Genomic DNA, 25,738 nt, shown 5'->3' with positions numbered 1-25,738 from the left:
TTCCGTTAGACCGGCACGGTCAGCGCGTCATATTCGAACAGCCAGCGATAGCGCTGATCGATTTTCTCGCTGGTCCATTCGCGATCGACATAAGCGGCCGCACCTTCCGCATTGCCCAGTTCCGGATTGTGGAAGCGCTTGGCCGCTTCCGTCGAGCGATGCACGATCGTCGATGTGCGCGCTACCCGCGCCACCTCGAACCGCTTCAGCGCCGCGACCGGATCCGCATCAGCCTCGATGCAGCGCGCCAGCACCATGCCGTCTTCGATCGCCATATTGGCGCCCTGCGCCAGCATCGGCAGAGTCGGATGGCTGGCATCGCCGAGCAGGGTAACGCGGCCGACGGCCCATTGCTGCAACGGCTCGCGGCCAAGTAACGCCCATTTGTAGGGCACTTCCAGATTGCGCACCATCGCCTGAATGTCGTCATGCCAGCCGACGAAATCGGCGGCGCACTCTTCGATCGTGCCGCGCTCCGTCCACGAGTCCACCGCCCAGTTGTCGCGCTCGATGGCAGCGACGAAATTGAGGATCGAGCCGCCGCGCACCGGATAGGTGATGACATGGCCGCCGGGACCAACCCAATTGCTGCCAACGAGCCGACGCAGATGCACGGGCAACCGTTCCATCGGCACCAGACCGCGCCAGGCGGCAACGCCCATGAACTGCGCCGGCAGATCGCCAAACAACAGCTGGCGCACGCGCGAATGCACGCCATCGGCGCCAACCAGCACATCGGCCGTTGCGCGCGCGCCATTCTCAAAGCCGATACGCACGCCCGATCCATCCTGCTCAAGGTCGGTGAGCTTGTGACCGAGCTTGATCGCGCCAGGACGCGCCGCCTCCACCGCATTGATCAGCAGCGTGTGCAGATCGCCCCGGTGCACCATCCAATAGGGCGCGCCGAATTCCTTCACCGCAGCATCACCGAGATCGAGCAGCTTCCAGGTCTGGCCGGTGCTGTAGAGACGCACCTCCTTGCCTTCGGGCACGCAGGCGATCTTTTCCGCTGCCTGGCGCAGGCCGAGCGCGATCAGAATGCGCGTGCCATTGGCGCTGATCTGCAAGCCCGCGCCAAGCTCGCGCAATTCCGGCGCCTGCTCATAGACCGTGACGTCATAGCCCTTGCGGATGAGGGCGAGCGCCGCGATGAGGCCGCCGATGCCGGCGCCGGCCACGGCGATGTTGAGTTGCTTCGACATATTCAATCCATTCATCAATTCAGGCAGTCAGACCGTGGGCCGACGTTCGAGCAATTGCTTGCGCAGACTCCAGTCGATCACCGTTTCGAGACAGCGCGCGAGCAGTTCCGGTTGGCCGAGGTAATAATGCGTCGCATGTCGGATCTGGATGAATTCCTTGTCCTTCGTCGCCAGCGCCTCACGGATCGCCGGATTGTGGGTGGCCGGCACCGCGTCGTCGGCGTTGTTTTCGATCTGCAGCACCGGCACGCCGGTGATTTTGGCCGCGTTCATTGGGCCTTTGGCATTTGACAGATCATAGGACCATTGCGACAGCCAGGAACGCAGGGTCGAGAAGCGCGCCAGCCCGGCTGGCCCGGCATTGACGATGCGCGGATCGCCCAGATAGGTCCAGTTCGGCTTGCGGTCGTTGGGATCGATGGCGGGGTCGATCCAGCGCACGTCGCACATGGTACGATGGACGACGAAGCCGCGCTCCATCTCGCCATCATCCTTGCGCTTCAGAAAATCCAGCGTATCGCGCGCCCAGTCGGTGATCTTGCGATTGCGCGCCAGCTGCGCGGCGCGAAAGCGAGCGATGTAGTCAGCACTGAACGGCGGCTTATGCACGGCATTGGGTGCATAGATGTCGAATTCCGGATCGCGCATGTCGGGCCGCAATTCATCCGTCAGCGACGGATCGAGCCATTCGGTCAGCGTTTCGGCGCGGCTCAGATGCGCGGCGATGAAAATAATGCCGTCGGCCTGCGGCAGGTTCGTCACCGTCAGGTCATAAGGATCGCCAGCCGGCGTATGCGTGATCGACGGCTTCTCGGCCTGCGCCTGATAGAACAGCGACAGCGAGCCGCCGCCCGACCAGCCGACAAGGATCACCTTGCGATATCCCAGCACCTCGCGCGCGTGGCGGATATATTGTCCAAGATCGAAAGCGACCTTCTCCATGATCAGCGCGCTGTCGTTCTTGGCATAACGGCTGCCGCAGCACATCACATGCAGGCCAGCATCGGCCAATGATGTCGGCATCGGCAGCAGTTGCAGGGTCGAGGTCGGGTGCATGAACAGATAGACCGTGTCCGACGGACGATCACGCGGCAGCAGCCTCTGTCCCTCCAGCACGGTGCGGCCTTGGCTGCCGACAAAGCCATAGGTCTCGGTCATTTTCACCTGTTCGGCGAAAGACAGAACGATCGGCACGCGATCCCACACGCAACGCAACGGGGCTTCGGACAAAGGACTTCTCCGTATCAAAAAGGCGCGCTACAGCGCGCCGGATCAACTGCCACTGGGCTGAAGGGCTAGTGCGCGTTCGCTTTCTTGAACGCCGACCATTTCGCCAGTTCTTCATGCGCCTCGGCGGCGGCCTTCTCCAGAAAGCCCGGCGCTTCGGTGCGGGTGGTGATTTCCAGGCGCAGGCCATTTGGGTCGAAGAAATAGATCGACTGAATGAACTCGTGATCGACGAGGCCCAACACTTCGATGCCAGCCGCTTCCAGCCGCTTCTTGTATTTCAACACATCGTCGGCATTCGCCACCTGCATGGCGAGATGCTGCACCCATTTCGGCGTGTTGGGCGAGGGCGCTGGCATTTCGTTTTTGCCCAGATCGAAGAAAGCGATGTAGGAGCCATCGGCGAGCTCGAAGAAGATATGGGCGTAAGGCCCCTTATCACCGGAGCTCGGCACCGCATCGACCTGCATGCAATGCACCAGCGGCAGTTCCAAAACGTCTTCGTAGAAGTGGCGCGTTTCCTCCGCATCGCGGCAGGGATAGGCGAAATGATAATACTGCTGGATCGAACGGGTCATCGGAGATCCTCACCACGCTTGCTGCAACGAACTGCCACAATGGCGGACAAGGTGTGTCTGATCGCTCCTCGCCCGTTCGTGTTATCGGCCGCTGTGTTGGCAGATTGCCGATGCGATTGCAATGCGGAGATACGCCTGCACCGCAGGCTTTTTTTTGAAGCCTCGCGCCGCGATGTTGACCAGATATCGGACAAGCTACGGCGAAGCCGGCCTATCACCTTGAACGGTATTGCAAACCGGCCGTCCCGCCAGCAAGCGATCGACCGGTGCCCAATCATCCGTCAACACGATGGTACAGAGCCCACGTTGCCGCGCCAACTCCGCCGCATCGAAGCGACGCCAAACCACCTGCTCCGTATGCACGGCCTCGCTGGCGTTCCAGCGGGTGACATCGACCGTCACTTGCGGTGGCCGCGAGGCCTGCGCCGCATTGGGCCAGGCGGCGACAACCGCATTGGTCATGCCAGCGCCATCGGCATCGGTAATCCAGACATCGACCACGGGAAAGGTTTGCCGCAAAGTCGCGGCGACGCTCGCCACCAGATGCAAGCTCTCGTAGCGATCGATGACATTGGAGAGAAAGACGCCAGATGTCGCCAGATGCCGCGCCACCTCCGCATTGAACTCGCGACTGACCAGATGCGCCGGCACGCTGTGGCTGCGATAGGCGTCCATCAGCACCACGTTGAACAAAGGTTCGTGCTTGAGACTGCGCAGCACCGCCCGGCCATCGCCCACGATGGTGCGAATGTTGGGGCTATCGGCCCACATCATATCGGCGGCTTCCGCCGCGACCCGGCGATCAAGCTCGGCGACTGTGGAGCGAACCGGTGGCTGCAATTGCGCCCAGGCGCGCGGCAAGGTGGCGCCACCGCCGCCGATCACCAGGGCACGTGGCGCGGGTTGTCCGATGAAAGCCGGGCGCGCCAGCACATCCACCAGCGCCGCATAGCCCAGATGCAGGCGGGTGGGATTATCGCGATCGGACAGGCTGTGCAGGCCTTCATCAAGCGCCATCACACGCAGCAGCCCGTCATTCCCAAGCGTCTTGTCGATGATCTGGATGCAAGTGTAGCGCGTCTCGGTCCAGCACGCCTTGCCGACCACCGGCCGGAGCATCAGCAGAGTGGCGACGGCGACCGGCAGCAGCGCCAGAAGGCGCAGCGGCTGACGCAATTCCTGCCATGGCAGGATGACCAGCGCCAAAGCGATCCAGAGCCCTCCGATCCCCTTGGCCAAACCGATCGCGCCGACCGTCTCCAACAGGACAAAGCCCGCCATCGCCGTTCCCGCCACGCTACCTGTGGCGGACGCCGCCAGCAGAACAGCGAGACGACCCGGCCGCACGCCATCGGCGATCTTGACGCACAAACGCAGGGCGACCGGCAACGACAGGCCAGCGGCAACGCTGGCGGGAAAGACCAAGGCCGAAAGGCCGAGAACAGCGAGACGGCCGGGCTCCTGATCGCCCGACAAGGCATCGATGACAGGCGCCACCAGCAGCGGCACCGCCATGGCGGTGAGGCCGGCGAAGAACCAGGCCAGCGCAAGGCTGACGCGCAGACGATGCACGCTGGCCCGCGCCCCGCCGACCAGGCCACCGAGCATATGCCCGCAGGCCAGACCCAGCAGCACGCTGACGATAGCTGCCGACCAGGGCGCCAGCGCTTGCCCAACATAGGGTGCGCCGAGCCGGACAATGGCGATTTCAAGCGCCAGTGCCGCTGCGGCGGACAGAAACGTCACCCCCGGCAGGATATAGAGGGAAGGATGCAGGCGCGCGCTCATGCCGGCACCTCGCGATCGCGCAGACGCCAAGCCAGCGCCAGCAGCAAAAGGGCAGTGACGAAAGCCAAGGCGGCGATGCACAGCACCGCGCCGCGCGCGCCCCATGTGTCGAGCAGAAACCACAGCATGGCGAGCGCGCCCAGCACGCTGCCCGCCGCGCCCATGGCATTGACGAGGCCAATGGCCAAGCCGCTATTTTGTCCGCTGCCGTTCGTCAGGCGCACGATCGCCGTCAGCAACAGCGGCGCGGCAAGGCCGAAACAAAATCCAACCGGCAGCGGCGGCAGGCCGGCGAAAACAACGACGCGCCACACCTGCAATGGCGCGGGATCTAGAACCAGACTGTCCCAGACATTCAAAGTGGCGGGAACGATGACCGCCAAAACGGCGCCCGCGGCTGCCGCGATCGCGGCGCGTAGCAACACCTGCGCGATGGAAGCGCGCTCGGCCAGCCGCCCACCCACAAACGTGCCCAACGCCCAGGCGATGAGGAAGGCGGCAATGATCGCCGTCCAAGTATCGGTGGACATGCCGGCATGGGGGGCGACCAGCCGCGCCATCGCCAGTTCAAAGGCCAATGTGCAAAAGGCCAGTAAAGCTTCCGCCGCCAATATCCCGATCAGCATGCGGCAAGCCGATGCTGCATCGCAGCAAAGAAAGATTCAAGAAACCGTCGGAAAAAAGCGCTTCGGATCATGCCGCAGGGCTAGCAGTTTTTCGACGAACGGCCAGCCTTGTTCAGACGGTTTGACCAAAAAACAAACCCCGCGGCGGCGAGCAGCGGGGTTCAGTAGTGCGCCAGGAAGCCCTTTTCGGCGACGGGACGGTCATTCGCACGGCAGCGGACCAGCGACGACACCTTCAATAGAGCCGAGTCCTGATTTGTCGTCAAATTAAAAAGGGCAACCCGAGGGCGAGTTATCTGCAAGTCATTGATCGCAGCACCAGCAAATGAGTCTTTTCCTATTTATTGGTTACCGCGACCGATGAATTTCGACGGTATCTCGGCCGTTCGGCCCGATTCCACGGGCAAGCGAGGCGCGCCGCCGATCGGCCGGGATTGCTAGACCTCGGCTGCCGACCGTCCCCGCCCGCGCGCTTTCGGCTTGGCCTTCTTCTCGAAAGCACCGAGCAATTTCGACAACAAGCCGGCCAGCTGCGCCTGCTCCTTGGCCGAGAGAACATCGAGCAGCCCACCGACCGCGTCGATGTGATTGGCGATGGCCTTATCCGCCAGTTTCTTGCCCGCCGGTGTCAGCCGGATCACGTAACTGCGGCGATCCTCCGTGTCCGGCCGGCGCTCTACGAGACCCAACCGCTCGACCCGATCGATCCGATTGGTGACGGCGCCGGAGGTGAGCAGGGATTCGCGCAGGATGTCGGTTGGCCGCATTTCATAAGGCTTTCCTGAGCGGCGCAAAGTAACGATCAAGCTAAACGCCTCCCAGCCCAAATCAAGCGGACCAAGATAGTCTTCCGCCGCGCGCAGGAAATGCGCGGACAAGCGCACGATGCGTCCCTGCACACCGATCGGCGATGGATCGAGCTCCGGCCGCTCGCGCTGCCATTCCTGCAACAGATGTTCGACTGAATCGGTGAGTGGGTTTGTCATGGCGTAAAACTGATCCGCATGCTGGAAAATTAATCGGCTTTGCCGCTTCGATGCGCTTGACATGCCGCGGCAAGATACCTCAACATTAAGATACTTAGTATTGAACATTCAATCTGGCCAACCCCGGCCAGACAGTCAATGCCGAGAAAGAGACGGCCCACAGGCCGCGGCACATGGAGACGGCATGGATATCTTTGTCGAGAATCTCGTGCAAATCTGGGACGATGGCGGCGACGGTATCACCGCCATCGACGGCATAACCCATCACTTCAGCTCGGCAAAACTGACCTGCCTGCTCGGCCCGAGCGGCTGCGGCAAGAGCACCCTGGTGCAAATCGTCGGCGGCATCGAACGGGCGACCTCCGGCACCATCCGCATCGTTGATCCCGCCAAGCCCACCATTCAAGCCCGGCCGGGCGAACGCTCGGTGATGATGTGGCAGAACCTCAACCTCTTCCCCTGGCGCAATGTCATCGACAATGTCGCCTTCGGCCTGGAAATGGCCGGCATGCCGCGCGAGCAGCGCTACAGCCGCGCCCGCCAGATGATCGCCTCCGTCGGTCTCAAACATTTCGAGGAGAAACGCTGCAACCAGCTCTCCGGCGGCATGCGCCAGCGCGTCGCCTTGGCCCGCGCCTTGGTGATGGACCAGCCGATCCTGTTGATGGACGAACCTTTCGCCGCCCTCGACGCCCAAACCAAGATCGTCATGCAGGAGGAGTTGACCCGCATCTTCGAGCTCACCCGCAAGACCATCCTGTTCGTCACCCATGCCATCGACGAAGCCATTCTGCTCGGCGATGAAGTGGTGGTGATGACGGCGCGCCCCGGCCGCATCAAGGAGGTCATCAAGATCGACCTGCCACGACCACGCTCGCAGGAACTGATCAACACACCGGAATTCGGCGAACTCTACGACCGCATCCTGCATCTGATCCGCGAGGAAGTTTTGAACGCCATGCGGCAGCAGAACGAAGCGGTGGAACCATGAGCGGCCAGCCGAAATCCAAGAAGAAATCCAAAGATCCACTTTGGCTCCGGCTTCTACCCTTCGGTTCGATCGTGCTGTTTCTGGCGATCTGGGAAGCCGTGGTGCGCCTACGCGGCATCACCCCCATCATCCTGCCGGCGCCCAGCGTCATCGCCGACTATCTCGCCATCATGACCCTCGACGGATCGCTGCCCTATCACCTTGCCGTCACCTTCCTGCGCATCATGGCTGGTTTTCTCATCGCCGGCTTCTTCGGCATTGTGCTCGGCGTATTGATGGGCATGTCGCGCATCGTCGCCCGCCTGGCCGATCCTTGGATCGCCGCGCTCTATCCGCTGCCGAAGATTTCGCTGATCCCGCTCCTCATCATCTGGCTCGGCACGGGCGAGGCCTATATTCTCACCATAAGCGCTATTTCCGCTTTCTTTCCCGTCGTCATCAGCACCTATTCCGGCATTCGCCAGGCTGACCAGGGCCTGTTGCGCGCGGCGCGCGATCTCGGCGCCAATGCGCGGCAGGTACAGCTGAAAGTGGTCATCCCCGCCGCCATACCCAGCATTTTCTCCGGCCTGCATCTGGGCATGGGCGTCACCATCATCCTCGTCGTCGCCGCCGAAATGATCGGCGCGTCAAGCCAGAGCGGTATGGGTTATCTGCTGATCCGCTTCGGCCAGGTGCTGGAAACCGAGAAGGTCTTCGCCGCCTTGGTCGTTCTCGCCGTCTTCGGTGGCCTCATCATCAAAGCCCAGGAACGCATCGATCGCTGGATCGCCCCTTGGGCGATCGGCAAAGAATAGCCAGGAACAACTATGGCCCGCATCCTGATCAAAGGCGGCTATGTGGTGACGATCAACGCCGGTCGCGACGTCTTTCCCGGTGGCTCCGTCATCATCGACGATGGCGCGATAGAGGCTGTCCTGCCAACTCAAGCCGATGCCATGGGCGGCTTCGACGACGTAATCGATGCCAAGGGCATGATCGTCATTCCCGGACTGATTAATGCCCACCAGCATTTTTACTATCATCTGTTCAAAGGCATCGCCGGCGGCCTTTTGATCGAGGATTGGTTTCCCGATGTCGTTCACCGCGTCACGCCACATCTGAGCGATGACGACATGGAGCTGACGGCGTGGCTGGCGTCGGCTGAAATGCTGCTGTCGGGCACCACCTGCAGCCTCAACCATCTGCGCTTGCCCTCGACAGAAGCGACCTTGCAACGCATCGCCGCGCCGGGTGAAACCCTCGGTATCCGCCAGGTAATTGGCAAGGAAGTACAATGCCGCCTGCCCGGCAATCCACATCATCCCCGCACCTTGGCCGAAGAGATCAGCTTTCTCGACGATCTGATCCCACGCTGGGCCTCGCGCAGCGCCCTCACCCGCCTCTGCCTCGCCGTCGAGTGCAATGCCATCTTCATCGATCAGCAGGTGACGTCGGAAGAGCTCCTGATCGCCGGAAAACGGCTCGCCGACCGGCACGACCTCAAGATCACCACCCACATCGCCGCCGGCACCCTGTCCTTCGACAAGAGTTATCTGCAGGTGTTGCGCAAGACGGGCATCAGCGAAACGCATCATCTGATGCAGCTCGGCCTCCTCGATTCCCGTTACATCCTGGCCCACGGTATCAATTGCTCGCCGGCCGACATCCGCATGATCGCCGACAGCGGTGCGTCCGTCGTCTCGACGCCAACCAGCGAGGCGGTGCGCGGCGGCGGCATCGGCCCCGTGGCGCTGATGCGCGCGGCGGGAGTCAACGTCGCCTTGGGCTCGGACGGACCGATGGTCGATTACTCCGTCGACATGATCGAACAGATGAAAGCCTGCTCGATGTTGCAGCACGCCAAACATCTCGACCCCACGCTCATGGGGCCGGAGCGCTGTCTCGAAATGGCCACCATCAACGCCGCCAAAGCGCTGGGCCTCGACAGTGAGATCGGCTCGCTTGAAGCCGGCAAACGTGCCGATATCGTTCTATTCGATCTGGCGACCGTCCGCGCAATGCCAGCCAACAATGCGCTGGCGGCGCTCGTCTACTCGGCGCGCGGCACCGATGCTCATACGGTTCTGGTGAATGGCGAGATCGTGGTCCGCTCTCGCAAACTGGTGCGATCCTGCCCGGACGATCTCCTGGCCCAGGCCAGCCGTCGTGCCCAAACCGTCATCCTCAAGGCCGGACTAGAAGCCCGTACGCAACCGCATTGGTAACGCCGTTCGACAAACCCCGTTCAACATACCCATGGAGAAGCAGATGATTGGCCAGACCAGCACACGCCGCACCCTTCTCAAGACTGGCGCGAAAGCCGGGCTCCTCGCGGCCTTTGGCGCCACGGCGATCCGCCCATCCTACGGGCAGAAGCTCGACACATTCACCATCGCCGCTTCGCCCTTCATCAATCAGGCGGCGATCTTCATGGCCGGCGAACTGGGTTATTTCGCCAAGGTCGGCGTCGATCCAAAGATCAAGAGCTTTCCCGATGGATCGCTGATCGTCGCGCCGATGATATCAGGCGAGGTTGATCTTGGTGTCGTCACCTGCAGCGCTGGCCTGTTCAATTCGTTGAGCCGTGGCGCGCCGATCAAATCGATCCTCTGCAACGGCCAGGCCCAAAAGGGCCGCGCCATCACCGCCACCGTCATGCGCAAGGATCATTACGAATCGGGCCTCAGGACTCTCGCCGATCTGAAAGCGATGAAGGGCAAGATCGTCGCCGTCGGCGCCACCGGCAGTATCAATCACTATGGCATGGCCACGGGCCTGCGCATGGCCGGGCTCGATCCGGTCAATGACGTGAAATGGCAGACCAGCGTGCAGCAACCCGACATCGTCAAACAGCTTTCGCAAAAGCAGGTCGATGTCGCCGACATCACCTATCATCTGGCTTATCTGGCGGAGGAACAGGGGCTCGGCACCATCATCATCTCACGCGACGAAATCCTGCCCAATTCGCAAACCGCGATGATCGCCGTGCGCGACGATTTCCTCGCCAAGCGGCGCGACACCGTGGTGCGCTTCGCCATGGCCTATATTCATTCCGCGCGACTGTTCAACAAGGTCGCCGGCGCGCCCACCGAACACCGCGACATCATCGAGATGATCACCAAATATATCTTCGTAAAGGATGTCGGCCTGCTCACCGCCGTCGCACCGCATTGGGAATGGATTTCCGAGAACGGCGCGCCGAACGAAGCCTCCGTGCTGGCGCAGCAGGATTTCTGGAGCGGCCCGTTCAAACTGGTCGAGCGCAAGGTGACGCCAGCGCAGATTTTCGAGCCCACCGTGGCGGCGGAAGCGCTGAAGCGGCTGGAGCAGGAAAAGCCGTTCGGCTGAGGACGGCCGACAGACAGAAGACGCCCGGCTGAGACGATGTGAGGATGCTATGACCCGTATCTTGATCAAGAATGGCTATGTCGTCACCGTCAACGGCAACCGCGACGTCTGGCCCGGCGGCGCGGTCGCCGTTGCCGACGGCCAGATACAATCGGTGCAGGCCTCGGCCGTATCCTTGCACGAGCGCGATTTCGACGAGGTGATCGACGCCCAAGGCTGTCTCGTCATGCCGGGCCTCATCAACGCCCATCAGCATCACTGGTACAGCCTGTTCAAGGGCATGGCCGACGGCCTGCTGCTGGAGGACTGGATCAGCGACCTGGTCTTCCCCTTGGTGCAGCACCTGTCGAACGACGCCATGCGCGTCGCCAGCTATCAATGCGGCATGGAAATGCTGGCGACCGGCACCACCTGTTCATTCAACCATTCGGTGACGGTGACGACGCCCGACACTGTGAAAGCGATCATCGAACCACAGGCCGAACTCGGCATAAGGCAGGTGTTCGGCAAGGAACTGCGCTGCCGCAACCCCCGCTTCACCGCTCATCCGCTGTCGCTCGATGAATCCCTCGCCGCCCTGAAGGAGGACGTGGAGCGCTGGAACGGCGCGCGCGACGGCCTCGTCCGCATGGGCATGGTGATCGAAGCCAACGCCCATTGGACCTCTTCCGGCATGAGCACCGAGGATTTGATCCTGCGCGGCGCGGAACTGGCGCGTACGCTTGACCTGCGTATCTCAAGCCATATCGCCGCCGGCACCTTCTCGATGGAAAAAGGCTTTCTTCAGCACCTGCGCCAGACCGGCCGCACCGACGTGCGTTATCTGATGCAGCTCGGCGTGCTCGATCACCGCTGGCTCCTGGCGCATTGCATCCATTGCACCGAACTCGACCTCGAACAGATGGCCCATGTCGGCGCCAGCCTGATCTACACCCCGACCAGCGAAGCCATTCGCGGCGGCGGCCTCGCGCCGGTCGCCAATGCCTCCGATCTCGGCATCAACACGGCGCTCGGCACCGATGGCCCGATGGTCGACTATTCCGACGACATGTTCGAACAGATCAAGGCATGCGTGCTGTTCCAGCATCAGCGCCATCTCGACCCCACCCGCATGCCTGTCGAGCGCGCCGTGGAAATGGCCACCATCGATGCTGCCCATGCCCTTGGTCTCGACCAGGAGATCGGCTCGCTCGATGTGGGCAAGCAAGCCGATATCGCCATTTTCGACATGCGCCGCCCCCATGTCGGCCCGTTGCAGCGCCCGCTCTCGGCCTTTGTCTGTGCCGGCAAAGGATCGGATGCCAAGGCCGTCCTGGTCGCCGGCCAGATCGTCTATCGCGACGGCCAGTTTAGCAACGGCCCAGACCCGCGCGAGGTCCTGAACGAGGCCGAACGCGTTGGCGCCGACATCGCGCGCCGCGCCGGGCTCGCTGATCGCATGGCCTCGCCCTGGCCGCTGCAGCGGGCCACAGCGCAACCGGCGGACCAACCCGCGCAGTGAACATTACTCCTTCAATGCCTTGCCGATGATCTGATCGAGCATTTTGTGGGTATGGATGATATTCTGCTCCTGGCGGCAGAAGCGATGGCCGGGGAAACTCTTCTGGTGCATGCCGGCCTGAAACAGCGGCGTGGTGCGCCAATCCTGCATGAAGGAGGGCGTGATGCGGCCCGGCGGCGGATTGCGCCAATCGGGGATGAACAGCACATCGCGCTCCACGTCCTCCCCCTCCGCATAGCGGAACATGAAATACATGTCCCAGATGCAGCTATCGGGATCGTCGCCATTCGGCCGCGAACGGAACAGACCGAAGGTGTTGCCCGCCACGGGCCCGAGCATATTGGGGAATATCCGATGCTCGCAGGGAAAGCCGTAGAGTTCCTCATCGGTGAGGGCTGACAGATCGATGCCTTTGGCAGCGCAGGCATCGCGGCGGTTCAGCGCCATGAAATGCGGCCCTTCCATGTCGAGCGGTAGCTCTCCCAGCGTGTCGAAATAATCGACCTCGTATTGTGCGGCGCGCCCCTGCACCACCATGGTGGCAATCGCTTCGCGGATCCACGCGCGCGGATCAGCGGCGATATCGCGCAGCTTCATGCCCTTGGGCAGGCCGGTGCCAAGCTCCCAATCCGGTTCCCAGAAATTGGTGTGGCGGCCATGTAGCGAATAGGTCGTCATGGCGCCAACGATATCGGCCGGCGGCGGCCCCTTGGCCATTTCGCCGACGCGCCGTCCGCCAGGGCCAGTCGAGACAGCGCCGACTTCGTTCATGTCCATCACATGGGTGGCCCAGACGTGATAGCCCTCTTGAAACTGATCGACGCCATATTTCCAATTGCACGGCAGGATCGTCGTGTAGTGGCGCAGGATGCGCATCTTGCCGATTTCGAATTTCGCCAGCCGCTCCGGCACCGGATCGAGATACTCACTGAGCGGCCCAGCCTCGGGATCCAGATTGATGAAGACGAACCCTTCCCAGGTGTCGACCAGCACTTTGCGCAAGCCGATCTTGTCGCGCTGAATGCACTCCGGCGCGAAATCCTTAGCGCCAGGCAGATGCGCGATCTCGCCATCGAGATCCCAGGCCCAGCCATGGAACACGCATTGGATCTTGCCTTTGAAATGCGCCTTGTTGTTCTGCATCGAGCCGGCGCCGCCCACCGGCGTGCGCGTGCGGAACGAGCCAGCGCCACCCACCGGCGTGCCGCCTTCTGCGAGCCGCGTGCCGCGATGCATGCACGAATTGTGGAAGGCGTTGATGCCACCGTCATTGGTGCGGATAATCAGCACCGACTGATCGCCGATGCGATATTCATAGTAATCGCCGGGATGGGGAATCTCTTCTTCGCGACAAGCCCATTGCCAGACGCGCGACCAGAGTTCCTCATATTCACGTTGCAGCCACTCGCGCGAAATGTAGCGCTCGGCGGGAAACAGCCGGCTGTAATCCTCATCCTCTACCGTCGCGGTAATTTTATTGAAATCGATCCGCTCAGGTTTCGATTGCACCTTGGATTGAAAGTTCACGATCCCACTCCCTGTCGCGCCGCGCAGACGCCGCCTCCATGACCGCGACGGTCCTTTGATTGACGCCATTAATCCAACTCGTATAAATTCATTTGTTCATGAGCCATTTCGATTTACGCCGCGCCAATCTGAACTATCTGATCGTGTTCGAAATCCTCATGGCCGAACGCCATGTCGGACGCGCCGCGCTACGCCTCGGCCTCACCCAATCCGCCGTCAGCCATGCGCTCGGGCGCCTTCGCGAAACCCTCAACGATCCGCTGTTCGTGCGTCACCCGAAAGGCGTCGAGCCGACCCCCCGCGCCATGGCGCTGGCACCGCGCATTTCCCAGGTGCTGGCCGACGCCAGCGACATCCTCGCCGACCCCACTCAGTTCGACGCGACGCGCGTACACGCTTTCAAGATCGGCGCCACCGACGGGGCGATCAACGCCGTGCTGATCCCGCTGATGGCGAAACTGCGCCGCGAGGCGCCGGCGATCAGCATCAGCGTTCTGCCGACGGGACGCGACGACGTGGTGCCGGCGATCGACCGCATGGAGATCGATCTCGCCATCACCGTGTCGTCGGCCACCATCGCCCGGCTCGAACGATCGCCGATCACGACCTTGGAATTCGTCGCCATCGTACGGCGCGACCATCCCTGCTTGAGCGTGCCGATGACGCTCGAGACCTTCGCCGCCCTGCCGCATATCGTCGTCGCGCCGCACGGCTATACGGGAGAGCCGATCGACGAAGCCTTCGCCGCCGCCGGCTTGAAGCGCAACATCGTCGTCGTCGAGCCGCATTATCTCGCAGCACCCTTGATGGTGGCGCGCACCGACATGGTGGCGATTGTCGACCGCACCCTGGCCAACCTGTTCGTCGACACCCAGGGTCTCGCGCTGTTCGATCCACCGGTGAAGCCGCCACGCACCACGCTCGACATTCTGATCAGCAAAGCACGGGTGACCGAGCCGCCGCTGGTCTGGCTGCAGGCGCAGATCAGAAGCCTATATCCGGCGAACTAGCTAAATCCTCGGTGTCATACCGGACGCGCGTGAGCGTGATCCAATATCCAGGGGCAACCGCTTCAACGACAGAAACGGTTCCTCGGATACTGCTCGTTTCGGCAGGCTCTACGACGCGCCCCTGGCTCCCGGATCACTTGCTATGCAAATGTCCGGGATGACACCGAGGTGTCGCGTTACAACTCAACGATGCATGCTCCGAAGCGCTAGATATCCAGCACCAGCGTTTTCAAGCGGCAGCGCGATACACAAATCAACATCTCCCGCTTGCGTTCATCCTCGGTCAGCAGAGCATCGCGATGCTCCGGCTCGCCACCGCACCACGGCGTGCGACACGTCCCACAAATGCCGGTCTCGCAACTCAACGGACGCTCGATCCCGGCCCGCCACAGCGCCACCAGAATACTTTCATCGGCTTTCACCGGCACGGTGCGTTGCGTCCGCGCCAGCACGACCTCGAAAGCCATCGCATCGTCAGGCATACTCGGCTTGAAGGATTCGGTGTGGACCGGACAGACATCTCGATAGGCCTGCCTGACTGCACTCATCAGCCTATCAGGTCCACAACAATAGACAGCGCTCCGCGCCGCATCGGTCAGCGGATGACGCCGTGGATCGAACCGCCTGGCCTCATCACCCCCCGACAGATGCACATGCAGGGCCTCGGGCGGAACAAGCCGTTGCAGCTCCGGCAGAAACACCAGACCATCGCGATCGCGCGCGCAATAATGAAAATCGAACGCCAGCCGCTCGCGTGCCAGATGATGGGCCATGGCGACGAGTGGCGTCGCGCCGATGCCGCCCGCCACCAGGCGTGTGAAGGCAGCACCTGGCCGCAGCGGAAACAAGCCGCGCGGCTCCGAGATGCGCAGGCCCCGCCCTTTCGCCAAAGCATCATGCATTGAGCGCGAGCCACCACGTCCCTGGCCCTCACGCAGCACGGCGATCTCATAAACGTCACGCCGCGCCGGATCGCCACACAGGGAATAGGGCCGCACGATACCGCACGGCGTTTCGACTTCGATATGATCGCCCGGCGCGAAGGCCGGCAGCAGGCCACCGTCGGCCGCCGCCAGCACGAAGCGCCGCACACCCGCCACGGGCCGCGTCACCGTCTGGACGACGACCTCGATCATCGCATTTGTCATGATCAAGGGGCGATGATGATCTTGCCGATGGCGCTGCCCTGCTCCGCCAGCCGATGCGCATCGATCGTCTGTTCAAGCGGAAAGGTCTTGGCGATCAGCGCCGTCAATTTGCCTTCGGCGCCCAGCTGCAAACAGCGCATCAGATCGGCATCGCCCTTGGCCGGTGCCACCGAAAGCACCCGCAACCGTTTCAGATGCAATTGCTTCACATCGAGCGGCACGACGCCGCCGCCGTGATAGCCCATGGTGACGAGGCGGCCGCCGGTGGCGAGACTGGCGAAGGCGCTTTTGAACAGATCGGGATCGCCGATGTTTTCCAGCACCGCATCGGCGCCATGACCATCCGTGATCTCCATCACACGCTTGGCCAGATCGTCGCGGCGATAATCGATACCGAAAGCAGCGCCGACATCAAGCCCCGCCTGCACGCGCTCGGCACTGCCAGCCGCCGCGATCACTTTCGCACCGGCCATGGCAGCAAGCTGGATGAGGATATTGCCGAGCCCGCCGGCCGCCCCCATCACCAAAACCCATTCGCCCGGCTGCAACTGCGCGGTGGCGATCTGCGCCGTTGCCGCCGCGCCATGGCGGCTGATCACCGTCGCATCGGCATAGTCGAGCCCGTCGGGGATCGGCCGCACTTGCAGCTGATCGACAGCCACATGTTCGGCACAGCCGCCTGGCGCCTGCACGCCGATCGGCTTGTTGTGCAGGCAGCGTCGCCCTGCCTGGCAGGGCTCGCATTTACCGCAGCGGACCATGCCGAGCACCGTCACCCTTTGGCCAATGCGCGTGCGATCGACGCCTGTGCCGACAGCGATGATCTCGCCCGAGGGATCGACACCCGGCGTCACCGGATAAGACGGATTGAACGGCGACGTGCCGGCGCGCACGGCGAGGTCATAAGAGCGGTTGACCGAGACGGCGCCGACCCGCAGCACCACTTCGTTTGGGCCAGGCTTTGGTTCGGCCAGATCATGCAGCGCCAGCACTTCAGGGCCGCCCGGTTGTGAAATGACAATGGCACGCATCAAGCGGTCTCCTTACCAAGTGAAAAATCGGCGGCATAAAGTTCGCGCAGCGCCAGGAAGCGCTGGCGATCGACCACGGCGCGCGCACCAGGCATCGTCGGCAGCTGGTCGAGGCGCAGATGCGAAGCGGCGAAAAGATCGGGCACGCGCGGTTGCGGCACGCCGCGATGGCGAAACAGCAAACGACTGCCGCCTGGTGCTGGCCCAAGACCAAGCGCCAGCACCGTACCGGAAAACTCCGGCGTCTGCCCATGGGCCGGCACCGTCCAGGTGAATTCGAGTCGGCGACCTTCTTCAAGCGTCAGGATTTCGCCGTGCAACCAGGCGCCGTTTTGTGGATGCAGACAGGCGACGATGCGTCCGCCGACACGCAAATCGATCTCTTCAACCGGACCAAGCCAACCGGCCATGCGATCGGGCTGCGTCAGGCAAGCCCACAGATCAGCCATCGGCACGGGATAGGTCCGGTCGAAAGCCACCGTGAGACCAAGCAGATCATAGGATAGGAAGCCGTCGCGCCCTCCCGTGGATCGCGACACACAACTCTCCGACACAGGCCCCTCCCTCAGCATGCCCCGCCTTGCGGCACAGGGGTTTTTCAAACACCGAGGCAGACTAGGATCCACTCATTCATCAATCCAACGCATAAAAACTAACGTCTCAATGAATGGAACTGATTGATGTCGCCGGCTTGGAGGAAGTCGCTTCACCCGGCGTCGGACCAGAACGGCGCTCGCGCCACAACAGCAGTAGATAGATCGCCGCGATCGCCACCAGCACCAGTCCGAAGCCATCGAACAGAATGGCGTGGGAGCCAAGCGCCTTGCCGAGCGTCACGCCGATCAACGGCCCGACCGCCATGCCGAGGAAGAAGCAGGTGGTCTGTATGCCAGCGACGCGGCCGCGCGCCGTCACCGGCACCAGGCCGAACAGAATGCTCAGGCTGTTGGGCTGCACCATGCCGCAGCCCGCGCCGACGATAAGAATGCCAGCCACCATGAAGGGCAGCGACGGCGCGGCGGCGAGCAGCAGATAGCCAGCGGCGGCGATGGCGAAGATGATGATCCACAGCGCCGCCCCTTCGATGCGCCGCGCGATGAAGGGAAAGAGACTGGCGCCAATCAGCATGCCGGTCGAGGCGACGGCGGCGAGATAGCCCGCCATGCGCGCGCCGCCGAGACCACGTTCGATCGCCAGGAAGGGCGTGCCGGTGAGCAGCACGTCGAACGCCATGGCACCGAGGAGCACGCCGCCAAAGACCGGCGCCAAACGCCGCCACGGAATCGGCGCGGCATGTGCCACTGCGGTACCACGCTCGACATTGGGCCGGCGCGGAATGAAGGCCAAGGTCAAAGCCGCCGCGACAAGGCCCCAGAGGAAGATCAGAAAGGCATTATGCCAATCGGTCTCGGCGAGATGGCCGATAACAGCGAAAGCCGCAATATGCGTGATGCCGAGCGCGGCGTATTTCAGTCCGAGCATGCGCTGCCGACCGGGGCCGACAAAAAGATCAGCGATCAAAGCCGACGTGCACACCAGCAGGGTGCCGGTGGCAAGCCCCATCAGAAAGCGCGCTATGAGGATCGCCGGCAGGGCTTCGAGGAAATAGGGCGCGCAGCCGAACAGCGTCGCAAACAGCGAGGCGGCGATGACGATGGCGCGGCGATCGATCCGATCGCTGAGCGCACCGACGAACGGCGCGATGATCACGCTGACGACGAACGGCAGTGTCACCACCAGTGGCACCAGGAAAGTGGCATTGGGGACATCGCGATAGTGATCCAGCATTTTCGGCAGGATCGGCGGCACGGTGATGCTTGTCGTCAGGCTCGCGGCCATGATCGCGCTCACCACACCCAATTTTATGCCGACCGGCGCACCCGCCCGTCCCTCATCCTGAGCCATCGCATCCTCCCCGTCGCCGGCCGCTGGCTGGAGCAGGCGAACGAGGCGAGGATAGCGATGCCGCCTGCATCGATCCAAATCTTAAAGCTGGGCGAGTCGATGAGTGATTTCGATCGAAGGTACGGTCAATTGTAGCGGCTGAGCGCCAGATCGGCGGTTTCGATGTCGGGTTTGCGGCCGCTGACCAGATCGGCCAGCACGCGGCCGGAACCACAGGCCATGGTCCAGCCGAGCGTGCCATGACCGGAGTTGATGTAGAGGTTCTTGAAGCGGGTGGCGCCGATCACCGGCGTTCCGTCCGGCGTCATCGGCCGCAGACCGGTCCAGAAGGTGGCGCGGCTCTGGTCGCCGGCGCCGCCGAACAGATCCTCGACCGAAAATTCCAAAGTGGTGCGCCGACCCGTCTGCAGATCGGTGTTGAAGCCGGCGATCTCCGCCATGCCGCCGACGCGAATGCGATCGCCCAGCCGCGTGATGGCGATCTTATAGGTCTCGTCCATGATGGTGGAGACCGGCGCGCGGCTCTCTTCGACAATCGGCACGGTGATCGAATAGCCCTTCACCGGATAGATCGGCAATTTCAGTCCGAGCGGTTTCAGCATCGCCGTCGTAAAACTGCCAAGCGCGGTGACGAACAGATCCGCCGTCACCACGCCTTGATCGGTCTCAACGGCGGTGAGGCGATCGCCCGCCTGGCTCAGGCCGCGGATATCGACGCCGAAGCGGAACGTCACGCCCAGCGCTTCGGCATGCGCCCGCAGGATCGTGGTGAATTTGAAGCAATCGCCGGTTTCATCATGGGGCAACCGCAAGCCGCCAACGAATTTCTCGCGCACATGGGCCAGCGCCGGCTCAGCGCCTATGCAGCCATCGGGATCGAGCACATCATAGGCGACGCCATAATCACGCAACACCTCGATATCCTTGGCGGTGCCATCGAGCTGCTTTTGCGTGCGGAACAATTGCAGCGTGCCCTGGGTGCGATGATCATAGGTGATGCCAAGCTCGTCGCGCAGCGCGATCAGGCAATCGCGGCTATATTCGGCGACCCGCACCATGCGGCTTTTGTTGAGGGCGTAGCGCGGCGCGGTGCAGTTCATCAGGATCGAGAACATCCAGCGCCAGGTCGCCGTATCCATCAGTGGATGCAGGATCAGCGGCGCGTTCTTCATAAAGATCCACTTCAGCGCCTTCAGCGGAATGCCGGGCGCGGCCCACGGCGAGGCATAGCCTGGCGAGATTTCACCGGCATTGGCGAAGCTGGTTTCGAGCCCAACATCGGGCTGGCGTTCAAGCACGACCACTTCATGGCCGGCCTTCGCCAGATAATAGGCGGTGGTGACGCCGATGACACCCGCGCCCAGAACAACGATCTTCATGATAGCCCCAGTCCGAATGGCATAGTCTAAACGATATAATGACGATGATAACGGCGACCTAAACTGGTCAGGATTTCATAGGAGATGGTGCCAGCATCAGCGGCGATCATTTCCAGGCTCTGGTGCGGGCCGATGATTTCGACCAAGCTGCCGAGACGCAACGCCGAAGGCGGCAACGCGCCGATATCGAGCGTCAGGCTGTCCATGGAAACGCGGCCGACGATCGGCAGGCGGATGCCGTCGTAATAAGCGGCACCTTTGCTGCTGAGGCTGCGTGGCAGACCGTCCGCATAACCCGCAGCTATGGTCGCCAGCCGCATCTCGGTCGAGGCCACATAGGTGGCGCCATAACCAACGCGTGCCCCCGCCGGCACGCTGCGCGTCTGCACCACGCGCACGTCGAGGCGCACCACCGGCTGCATCGCGGCACCAGGCGCATCGCTCGGCGTGCCGCCATAAAGCGCGATGCCCGGACGCGCCAGGTTGCCGTGAAAATCGGTCCCGAGAAAGATGCCGCCCGAATTGGCGAAGCAGAGCGGCAGATCGGGGAACAAGGCCGCGACCTGACGCAGAACCGCCAGCTGCTCGGCATTCTGCCCATGGGCGTGTTCGTCGCCACAGGCGAGATGGCTCATCAAAAAGCGCAGATCGACGCCATCGCATAAGCCTCGATCGGCGGCGAGCGCATCGACCTCTTGGCGTGACAGGCCAAGGCGCGACATGCCCGTGTCCACCTGCAAGAGCGCCGGCAGCATGACAGCGCGCTGCTTGGCGAGCGCCGACCACAACGAAAGCTGTTCGAGCGAATTGAGCACAGGGATAACGGCGAGATCGGCGGCCGCTGCTTCCTCACCCGGCTGCAAGCCGTTGAGTACATACACGCGCGCGTCATTGGCGAGCAGGCGCCGCAAATGCACCGCCTCGCCGAACTGCGCCACGAAGAAATCGCGGCAGCCGGCGGCCTGGAGCGCCGGGCCTACCTGATCAACCCCCAGCCCATAGGCATCGGCCTTGACCACCGCTGCCGTCGCGGCCGGGCGCGATCGGTCGGCCAGAGCCCGGTAGTTCCGCTGAAGGGCACCAAGATCAATGGTGAGCACGCCGGAACAACCACTCGGGATGCACCCCAATCCCACCGCCTCACCCATTGCCCACTCCTGCCGTCCAATCGTGGCAATCTAGCGCAAGATATGTGGAATTTTCGCGCAATTGATCATTGATTACTGCAAAAATAGATGATTTTTAATGCCTTTATTCAAATAACGCTGGATTTTTGCATGGCCGGATTGGACACGATCGACCGCAACATCATCCGCCTGCTACGGCTCAACGCCCGTATCAGCACGACCAAGCTCGCCGCCGATGTCGGCCTGTCGCCATCGGCGTGTCTACGCCGTATCCAGATGCTGGAGCGCGACGGCATTCTGCGCGGCTATACGGCACTGATCGGCCAGGCCTCCGACGCCTCGGCCATCGCCGTCATCATCAACATCACTTTGGAGCGCCAGACGGAGGAAGACCTCGACCGCTTCGAGGCAGCGGTGAAGCAGCATCCCGAAATCCTCGAATGCTATCTGATGACCGGCGGCGCCGATTATCTGCTGCGCGTCGAAGTGGCCAGCGCCGGCGACTTCGAGGCCATCCACAAAGGCATTCTCTCGCGCCTACCCGGCGTGCAGCGCATCCATTCCAGCTTTGCCATTCGCAACGTGCTGGCGACGCGGGTTGGCCAGAGCCGCTAGTCGCGTTCCAGCAGATCCAGGATGAAATCGGCGCGCTCGGTGACACTGACCTTCGGCAAAATACTGACGTCATAGCCGAGCGCCGGATAGGCGACGAGCAGCCGCTCATATTCCGCCACCGCCGCCGCGAAACCATGCTGCCGCTCCGGATCGGTGACATAGATTTCAGGCCACGGCGGCGTCAGGAATGCGCGGTGGTGAGAACGATGCGCCGTCCCTAAAACCTTGCCCAGCGCCTGCAACAGCGGCTCGCCAGTCTCATGCTCAAGCCCCACGGCGGCATCGACAAGACCGCGATCGAAGAACACCCAGCCCCTTTGCGCGGCCGCCGCCTCACGGTCGGCCAATGCCACCGCTACGGCCCGGCGTAGAAAGGCCGTGAGATCAATCCAGGGCAAAGCCGTGCCCTGTCGCGCCACCTCGTCCTGCACGATCCGCCGTCCCGGCTCCTCGACCACCGCATGGCCGCGCCGCGCCAGCTCGGCGAGCAAAGTCGACTTGCCGCCGCCCGAACAGCCCGAGATGATGACGAAACGATTCACGTTGAGACTCCCATCCGGCTTTCTAACCCCAATTTTCAATGCATTTTTGTAAGAGCTGCAAAGCGCTTTTGAACCAAAACCGCGCCTAACGCGGCCACGGGTTTTGTGTCCATCACGCTTTCATGCAATCTCCGCCAAGCATGTGATGTCGTGACGCCCGCCACGATCTGAAGGACCTCGACGATGACCTCCGCCCTGCGTGGTGCTTTTCTCTCCTATACCAGCAACCCGTTCAAGGACGCGGCGGAGAGCACCTATCGCTACGAATCCGACGGGCTCATCGTCATCGACGGCGGCAAAATCACCTATGCCGGCGCCTATGACGCCCACCGTGTCCCCGCAGGCGTGATACCAGAACATCACCGCGATGGCCTGATCATTCCCGGCTTCATCGATGCCCATGTACATTATCCGCAGACGCCGATGGTCGGTTCTTACGGCAAGAAATTGCTCGAATGGCTCAACCAATATGTCTTCGTCACCGAGCAGCGCTATCACGACAAGGACTTCGCCCGCCATGTCGCCAAGGTGTTTCTACGGGAGCAGATCAAGGCCGGCGTCACCACGCCTGTCACCTATGCCACCGTACATCCGGAAGCAGTGGACGCCTATTTCGAGGAAGCCGAACTGTTAGGGCTGCGCACCGGCACCGGCAAGGTGCTGATGAACCGCAATGCGCCCGATGGCCTGCGCGACACCACGCAGACCGGCTATGATCAGTCAAAGGCTCTGGCGGAGAAATGGCACAATCGCGGCCGCTTCTTCTATGTGGTGACACCGCGCTTCGCGCCGACCAGCACGCCGGATCAACTGGAAGCCGCCGGCGCGCTCTTCAAGGAGATTCCCGGCGTCTATATGCAGACCCATATTTCGGAAAACACCGATGAGCTGAAATGGGTCGAAGAACTCTTCCCCAACAACAAGAACTATCTCGATGTCTACGATCATTTCGGTCTCGTCGGCCCGCGTGCTTTGTTCGGCCACGGCGTCCATCTGGTCGAAGCGGAATGGCAACGCCTGGCGGAAGCCGGCGCCACCGTCGTGCATTGCCCCACATCAAATCTGTTTCTCGGTTCCGGCCTGTTCAATCTGGAACGCGCTTTAGTCTCCGCCAATCCAGTACGCACCGCTTTGGGCTCCGACATTGGCGCTGGCACCAGTTTCTCGCCACTGGCGACCTTGAACGAAGCCTATAAGGTGGCGCAACTGCGCAACTTCCCGCTGTCGGCCCATCAGGCTTTTTATCTGGCGACACTCGGCTCGGCCCGCGCCATCTATCAGGATCAGCACATAGGCAGTATCGAAGCCGGCAAGGACGCCGATCTCGCCGTGCTCGACTTCATGGCGACGCCGCTTTTGGCCGAGCGCGAATCCTATGCCCGCAGCCTCGACGAACGCCTGTTCGTGCTGATGACGCTGGGCGACGAGCGCGCCATCAAAGCAACTTATGTCGCCGGCCGAAAGGTTCACACCCGCGATTGATCGGCCTGTGTCGCCAAGAGTTTGCGAGCATCACAAAACTGTCGAAAGCGAAGGCTAGTCCTCAGGCGGCGCCTTCGGATGTGTAACAGTCCCATGGAGGAGCCCAAAAGGGATCCCCATGCCTGCGCTTGTTGCACCCAAATTTTCGCGCCGCCTGCTGCTCACCGGTGGTTCGGCCCTCGCCGCCTCTTTGGCCGGCGGCATAGCCCGGCCTTATATCAGCCGCGCCGGCGACCGGCCGCAGATCAGCCATGGCGTGCAATCGGGCGATGTCTCCACCGATGGCGGCGTGGTCTGGGCCCGCGCCGACCGCCCCTCGCGCATGCTGGTCGATATCGCGACGACCGACAGTTTCAAGGACATTCATACCTCGCTCTTCATCGATGCTTTGCCCGAGAGCGATTTCACCGCCAAAGCCTTGATCGAAGGCCTGCCGGCCAACCAGGACATCTTCTATCGCATCCGCCTGCAGGATCTGTCGTCGCCGACCCTCATCGGCGAACAGAAGATCGGCCGCTTCCGCACCGCACCGACCGATCGCCGCTCGATCTCTTTCGTCTGGTCAGGCGACACCGCCGGCCAAGGCTGGGGCATTGATGAAGCGCGCGGCGGCATGCGGACCTATGCGGCCATGCTGAAGCACCGACCGGATTTCTTCATCCATAGCGGCGACAATATTTATGCCGACGCGCCGCTTCCGGCCGAGCAGAAACTACCAAACGGCGAGATCTGGAAAAATCTCGTCACCGAGGACAAATCCAAGCCGGCGGAAACGCTTGCCGAATATCGCGGCAATTATAAATACAATCTTCTCGACAAGAACGTGCTGGCTTTCAACGAGCAAGTGCCGATCCTGACGCAATGGGATGATCACGAGGTCAGCAACAATTGGTGGCCGGAGGAGCCGCTGACCCGCGCCGAGCATCAGCGCCGCAAATACACCGAGAAGAGCGCGTTGATCCTGATGGCGCGCGCCAGTCGTGCCTTCCACGAATATCTGCCGCTACGCAACTCAATCGCCGAGCCCGGCCGCGTCTATCGCAAGATCCCTTACGGCCCGCTGCTCGACGTCTTCATGCTTGATATGCGCAGCTATCGCGGTGCCAACGGCGAGAACCAGCAGGAAACCTATGGCCCAGACGCCTATTTCCTCGGCCCCCAGCAAATCGCCTGGCTCAAGCGCGAACTCCTGGCGTCGAAGGCGACCTGGAAGGTCATTGCCGCCGACATGCCGCTCAGCCTGAACGTGACCTATGACAACGATCGCAAATGGGGCTCGGAAGCCATCGCCCAAGGCAATGGCCCGCCCAGAGGCCGCGAGCTTGAGATCGCCGATCTCTTGTTTTTCATGAAGCAGAATAAAATCAACAATACCGTCTGGCTAACGGCTGATGTCCATTACACCGCCGCCCACCACTACGATCCCAACAAAGCCGTGTTCCAGGATTTCGAACCGTTCTGGGAATTCATCTCCGGCCCGCTGCACGCCGGCAGCGGCAGCCCCAAGGATCTCGACAACACCTTTGGACCGCAACTCGCCTATGCCAAGGGACTAGGCCAGAACCAGCTGAGAAATGCCGGACCCAGTGAAGGGCTGCAGTTCTTTGGCCATGTAGCGATCGATGGCGAAAGCGAAGCGATGACCGTGACCTTGCGCGACATCGACGACAACGCCCTATGGTCGACGAAGATCGAGCCGAAACGGGCTTGAACACGCCAACAGCGCGGCGGCCGGAACGCCGC

Annotated in this window: 23 protein-coding genes; 9 read left to right on the top strand and 14 right to left on the bottom strand. The window is 62.2% G+C overall.

All coding sequences use genetic code 11. The annotated features are described in order from the left end of the window. Nucleotides 1-5 precede the first annotated feature (5 nt). The 6 genes from BLW50_RS23140 to BLW50_RS23115 all read right to left on the bottom strand — a co-directional run bounded on the left by BLW50_RS23140 (nt 6) and on the right by BLW50_RS23115 (nt 6,407). Nucleotides 6-1,202: an FAD-dependent monooxygenase gene (locus tag BLW50_RS23140; protein ID WP_090709567.1), complete on the bottom strand. Its 1,197-nt coding sequence runs from the start codon at nt 1,200-1,202 to the stop codon at nt 6-8. 27 nt (nt 1,203-1,229) lie between these two features. Beyond that, nucleotides 1,230-2,432 carry an alpha/beta fold hydrolase gene (locus BLW50_RS23135; protein ID WP_244544360.1) on the bottom strand — a complete coding sequence of 401 codons (1,203 nt, stop codon included), beginning with the start codon at nt 2,430-2,432 and terminating at the stop codon, nt 1,230-1,232. A gap of 65 nt (nt 2,433-2,497) precedes the next feature. Further along, nucleotides 2,498-3,007, bottom strand: coding sequence for a VOC family protein (locus BLW50_RS23130; protein WP_090707091.1), 510 nt, complete (start codon nt 3,005-3,007; stop codon nt 2,498-2,500). Between the two features lie 195 nt (nt 3,008-3,202). After that, nucleotides 3,203-4,795, bottom strand: a complete 1,593-nt coding sequence (locus tag BLW50_RS23125; RefSeq protein WP_090707088.1) for a fused MFS/spermidine synthase — start codon at nt 4,793-4,795, stop codon at nt 3,203-3,205. Continuing rightward, the gene (locus tag BLW50_RS23120; RefSeq protein ID WP_090707086.1) at nt 4,792-5,421 is read right to left on the bottom strand and encodes a fused MFS/spermidine synthase; all 630 of its coding nucleotides are present in this window, start codon (nt 5,419-5,421) and stop codon (nt 4,792-4,794) included. The genes BLW50_RS23125 and BLW50_RS23120 overlap by 4 nt, the downstream gene beginning before the upstream one ends. Nucleotides 5,422-5,858: 437 nt before the next feature. After that, nucleotides 5,859-6,407, bottom strand: coding sequence for a MarR family winged helix-turn-helix transcriptional regulator (locus BLW50_RS23115; protein ID WP_170850314.1), 549 nt, complete (start codon nt 6,405-6,407; stop codon nt 5,859-5,861). Between the two features lie 184 nt (nt 6,408-6,591). Here BLW50_RS23115 and BLW50_RS23110 point away from each other — a divergent pair, with 184 nt between their 5' ends. From BLW50_RS23110 to BLW50_RS23090, 5 genes are read left to right on the top strand one after another with little or no spacing between them, the layout of a single operon-like run. Next, nucleotides 6,592-7,398: an ABC transporter ATP-binding protein gene (locus tag BLW50_RS23110; protein WP_090707081.1), complete on the top strand. Its 807-nt coding sequence runs from the start codon at nt 6,592-6,594 to the stop codon at nt 7,396-7,398. Further along, complete coding sequence (locus tag BLW50_RS23105; protein ID WP_090707078.1) at nt 7,395-8,195, top strand: ABC transporter permease; 801 nt, start codon at nt 7,395-7,397, stop codon at nt 8,193-8,195. Before BLW50_RS23110 ends, BLW50_RS23105 begins: the two co-directional genes overlap by 4 nt. Before the next feature lie 12 nt (nt 8,196-8,207). Next, nucleotides 8,208-9,605 carry an amidohydrolase family protein gene (locus tag BLW50_RS23100; RefSeq protein ID WP_090707076.1) on the top strand — a complete coding sequence of 466 codons (1,398 nt, stop codon included), beginning with the start codon at nt 8,208-8,210 and terminating at the stop codon, nt 9,603-9,605. 43 nt (nt 9,606-9,648) lie between these two features. Beyond that, nucleotides 9,649-10,728: an ABC transporter substrate-binding protein gene (locus BLW50_RS23095; RefSeq protein ID WP_170850313.1), complete on the top strand. Its 1,080-nt coding sequence runs from the start codon at nt 9,649-9,651 to the stop codon at nt 10,726-10,728. 49 nt (nt 10,729-10,777) lie between these two features. Next, nucleotides 10,778-12,229, top strand: a complete 1,452-nt coding sequence (locus BLW50_RS23090) for an amidohydrolase family protein (protein ID WP_090707072.1) — start codon at nt 10,778-10,780, stop codon at nt 12,227-12,229. 3 nt (nt 12,230-12,232) lie between these two features. On the opposite strand, the gene BLW50_RS23085 is transcribed toward BLW50_RS23090, so the two are convergent. Further along, the gene (locus BLW50_RS23085; RefSeq protein WP_170850312.1) at nt 12,233-13,756 is read right to left on the bottom strand and encodes an aromatic ring-hydroxylating oxygenase subunit alpha; all 1,524 of its coding nucleotides are present in this window, start codon (nt 13,754-13,756) and stop codon (nt 12,233-12,235) included. A gap of 98 nt (nt 13,757-13,854) precedes the next feature. On the opposite strand from BLW50_RS23085, the gene BLW50_RS23080 reads away from it, so the two are divergent. After that, entirely contained in the window at nt 13,855-14,766 is a 912-nt protein-coding gene (locus tag BLW50_RS23080; protein WP_090707067.1) for a LysR family transcriptional regulator, read from the top strand. Nucleotides 14,767-14,972: 206 nt separating this feature from the next. On the opposite strand, the gene BLW50_RS23075 is transcribed toward BLW50_RS23080, so the two are convergent. The 6 genes from BLW50_RS23075 to alr form a co-directional block, all read right to left on the bottom strand. Further along, complete coding sequence (locus tag BLW50_RS23075; protein WP_170850311.1) at nt 14,973-15,902, bottom strand: PDR/VanB family oxidoreductase; 930 nt, start codon at nt 15,900-15,902, stop codon at nt 14,973-14,975. 14 nt (nt 15,903-15,916) lie between these two features. Further along, entirely contained in the window at nt 15,917-16,945 is a 1,029-nt protein-coding gene (locus tag BLW50_RS23070; RefSeq protein WP_090707063.1) for a quinone oxidoreductase family protein, read from the bottom strand. After that, nucleotides 16,945-17,484, bottom strand: a complete 540-nt coding sequence (locus tag BLW50_RS23065) for an SRPBCC domain-containing protein (protein ID WP_170850310.1) — start codon at nt 17,482-17,484, stop codon at nt 16,945-16,947. Before BLW50_RS23065 ends, BLW50_RS23070 begins: the two co-directional genes overlap by 1 nt. Nucleotides 17,485-17,605: 121 nt before the next feature. Continuing rightward, nucleotides 17,606-18,850 (bottom strand): MFS transporter, encoded by a 1,245-nt coding sequence (locus tag BLW50_RS23060; RefSeq protein ID WP_139267713.1) that lies wholly within the window; start codon nt 18,848-18,850, stop codon nt 17,606-17,608. A gap of 125 nt (nt 18,851-18,975) precedes the next feature. Further along, nucleotides 18,976-20,229 (bottom strand): D-amino acid dehydrogenase, encoded by a 1,254-nt coding sequence (locus BLW50_RS23055; RefSeq protein WP_090707056.1) that lies wholly within the window; start codon nt 20,227-20,229, stop codon nt 18,976-18,978. Nucleotides 20,230-20,255: 26 nt separating this feature from the next. Next, entirely contained in the window at nt 20,256-21,377 is a 1,122-nt protein-coding gene (gene alr / locus BLW50_RS23050; RefSeq protein WP_090707054.1) for an alanine racemase, read from the bottom strand. A 129-nt stretch (nt 21,378-21,506) separates the two neighbouring features. On the opposite strand from alr, the gene BLW50_RS23045 reads away from it, so the two are divergent. Then, nucleotides 21,507-21,971: an Lrp/AsnC family transcriptional regulator gene (locus tag BLW50_RS23045; protein WP_090707052.1), complete on the top strand. Its 465-nt coding sequence runs from the start codon at nt 21,507-21,509 to the stop codon at nt 21,969-21,971. Here BLW50_RS23045 and BLW50_RS23040 read toward each other — a convergent pair. Then, complete coding sequence (locus BLW50_RS23040; RefSeq protein WP_090707049.1) at nt 21,968-22,513, bottom strand: AAA family ATPase; 546 nt, start codon at nt 22,511-22,513, stop codon at nt 21,968-21,970. The genes BLW50_RS23045 and BLW50_RS23040 overlap by 4 nt on opposite strands. 183 nt (nt 22,514-22,696) lie before the next feature. Between BLW50_RS23040 and guaD the strand changes: the two genes are divergently transcribed. Both guaD and BLW50_RS23030 read left to right on the top strand, forming a co-directional pair. Then, nucleotides 22,697-23,995: a guanine deaminase gene (gene guaD, locus BLW50_RS23035; RefSeq protein ID WP_090707046.1), complete on the top strand. Its 1,299-nt coding sequence runs from the start codon at nt 22,697-22,699 to the stop codon at nt 23,993-23,995. Between the two features lie 118 nt (nt 23,996-24,113). Next, the gene (locus tag BLW50_RS23030) at nt 24,114-25,706 is read left to right on the top strand and encodes an alkaline phosphatase D family protein (RefSeq protein ID WP_090707044.1); all 1,593 of its coding nucleotides are present in this window, start codon (nt 24,114-24,116) and stop codon (nt 25,704-25,706) included. Nucleotides 25,707-25,738 lie beyond the last annotated feature (32 nt).

This window comes from Beijerinckia sp. 28-YEA-48, assembly GCF_900104955.1.
Taxonomy (GTDB): domain Bacteria; phylum Pseudomonadota; class Alphaproteobacteria; order Rhizobiales; family Beijerinckiaceae; genus Terripilifer.
The sequence above is the reverse complement of the archived record's forward strand: the minus strand, read 5'-3'. Positions and strand labels throughout refer to the sequence as shown.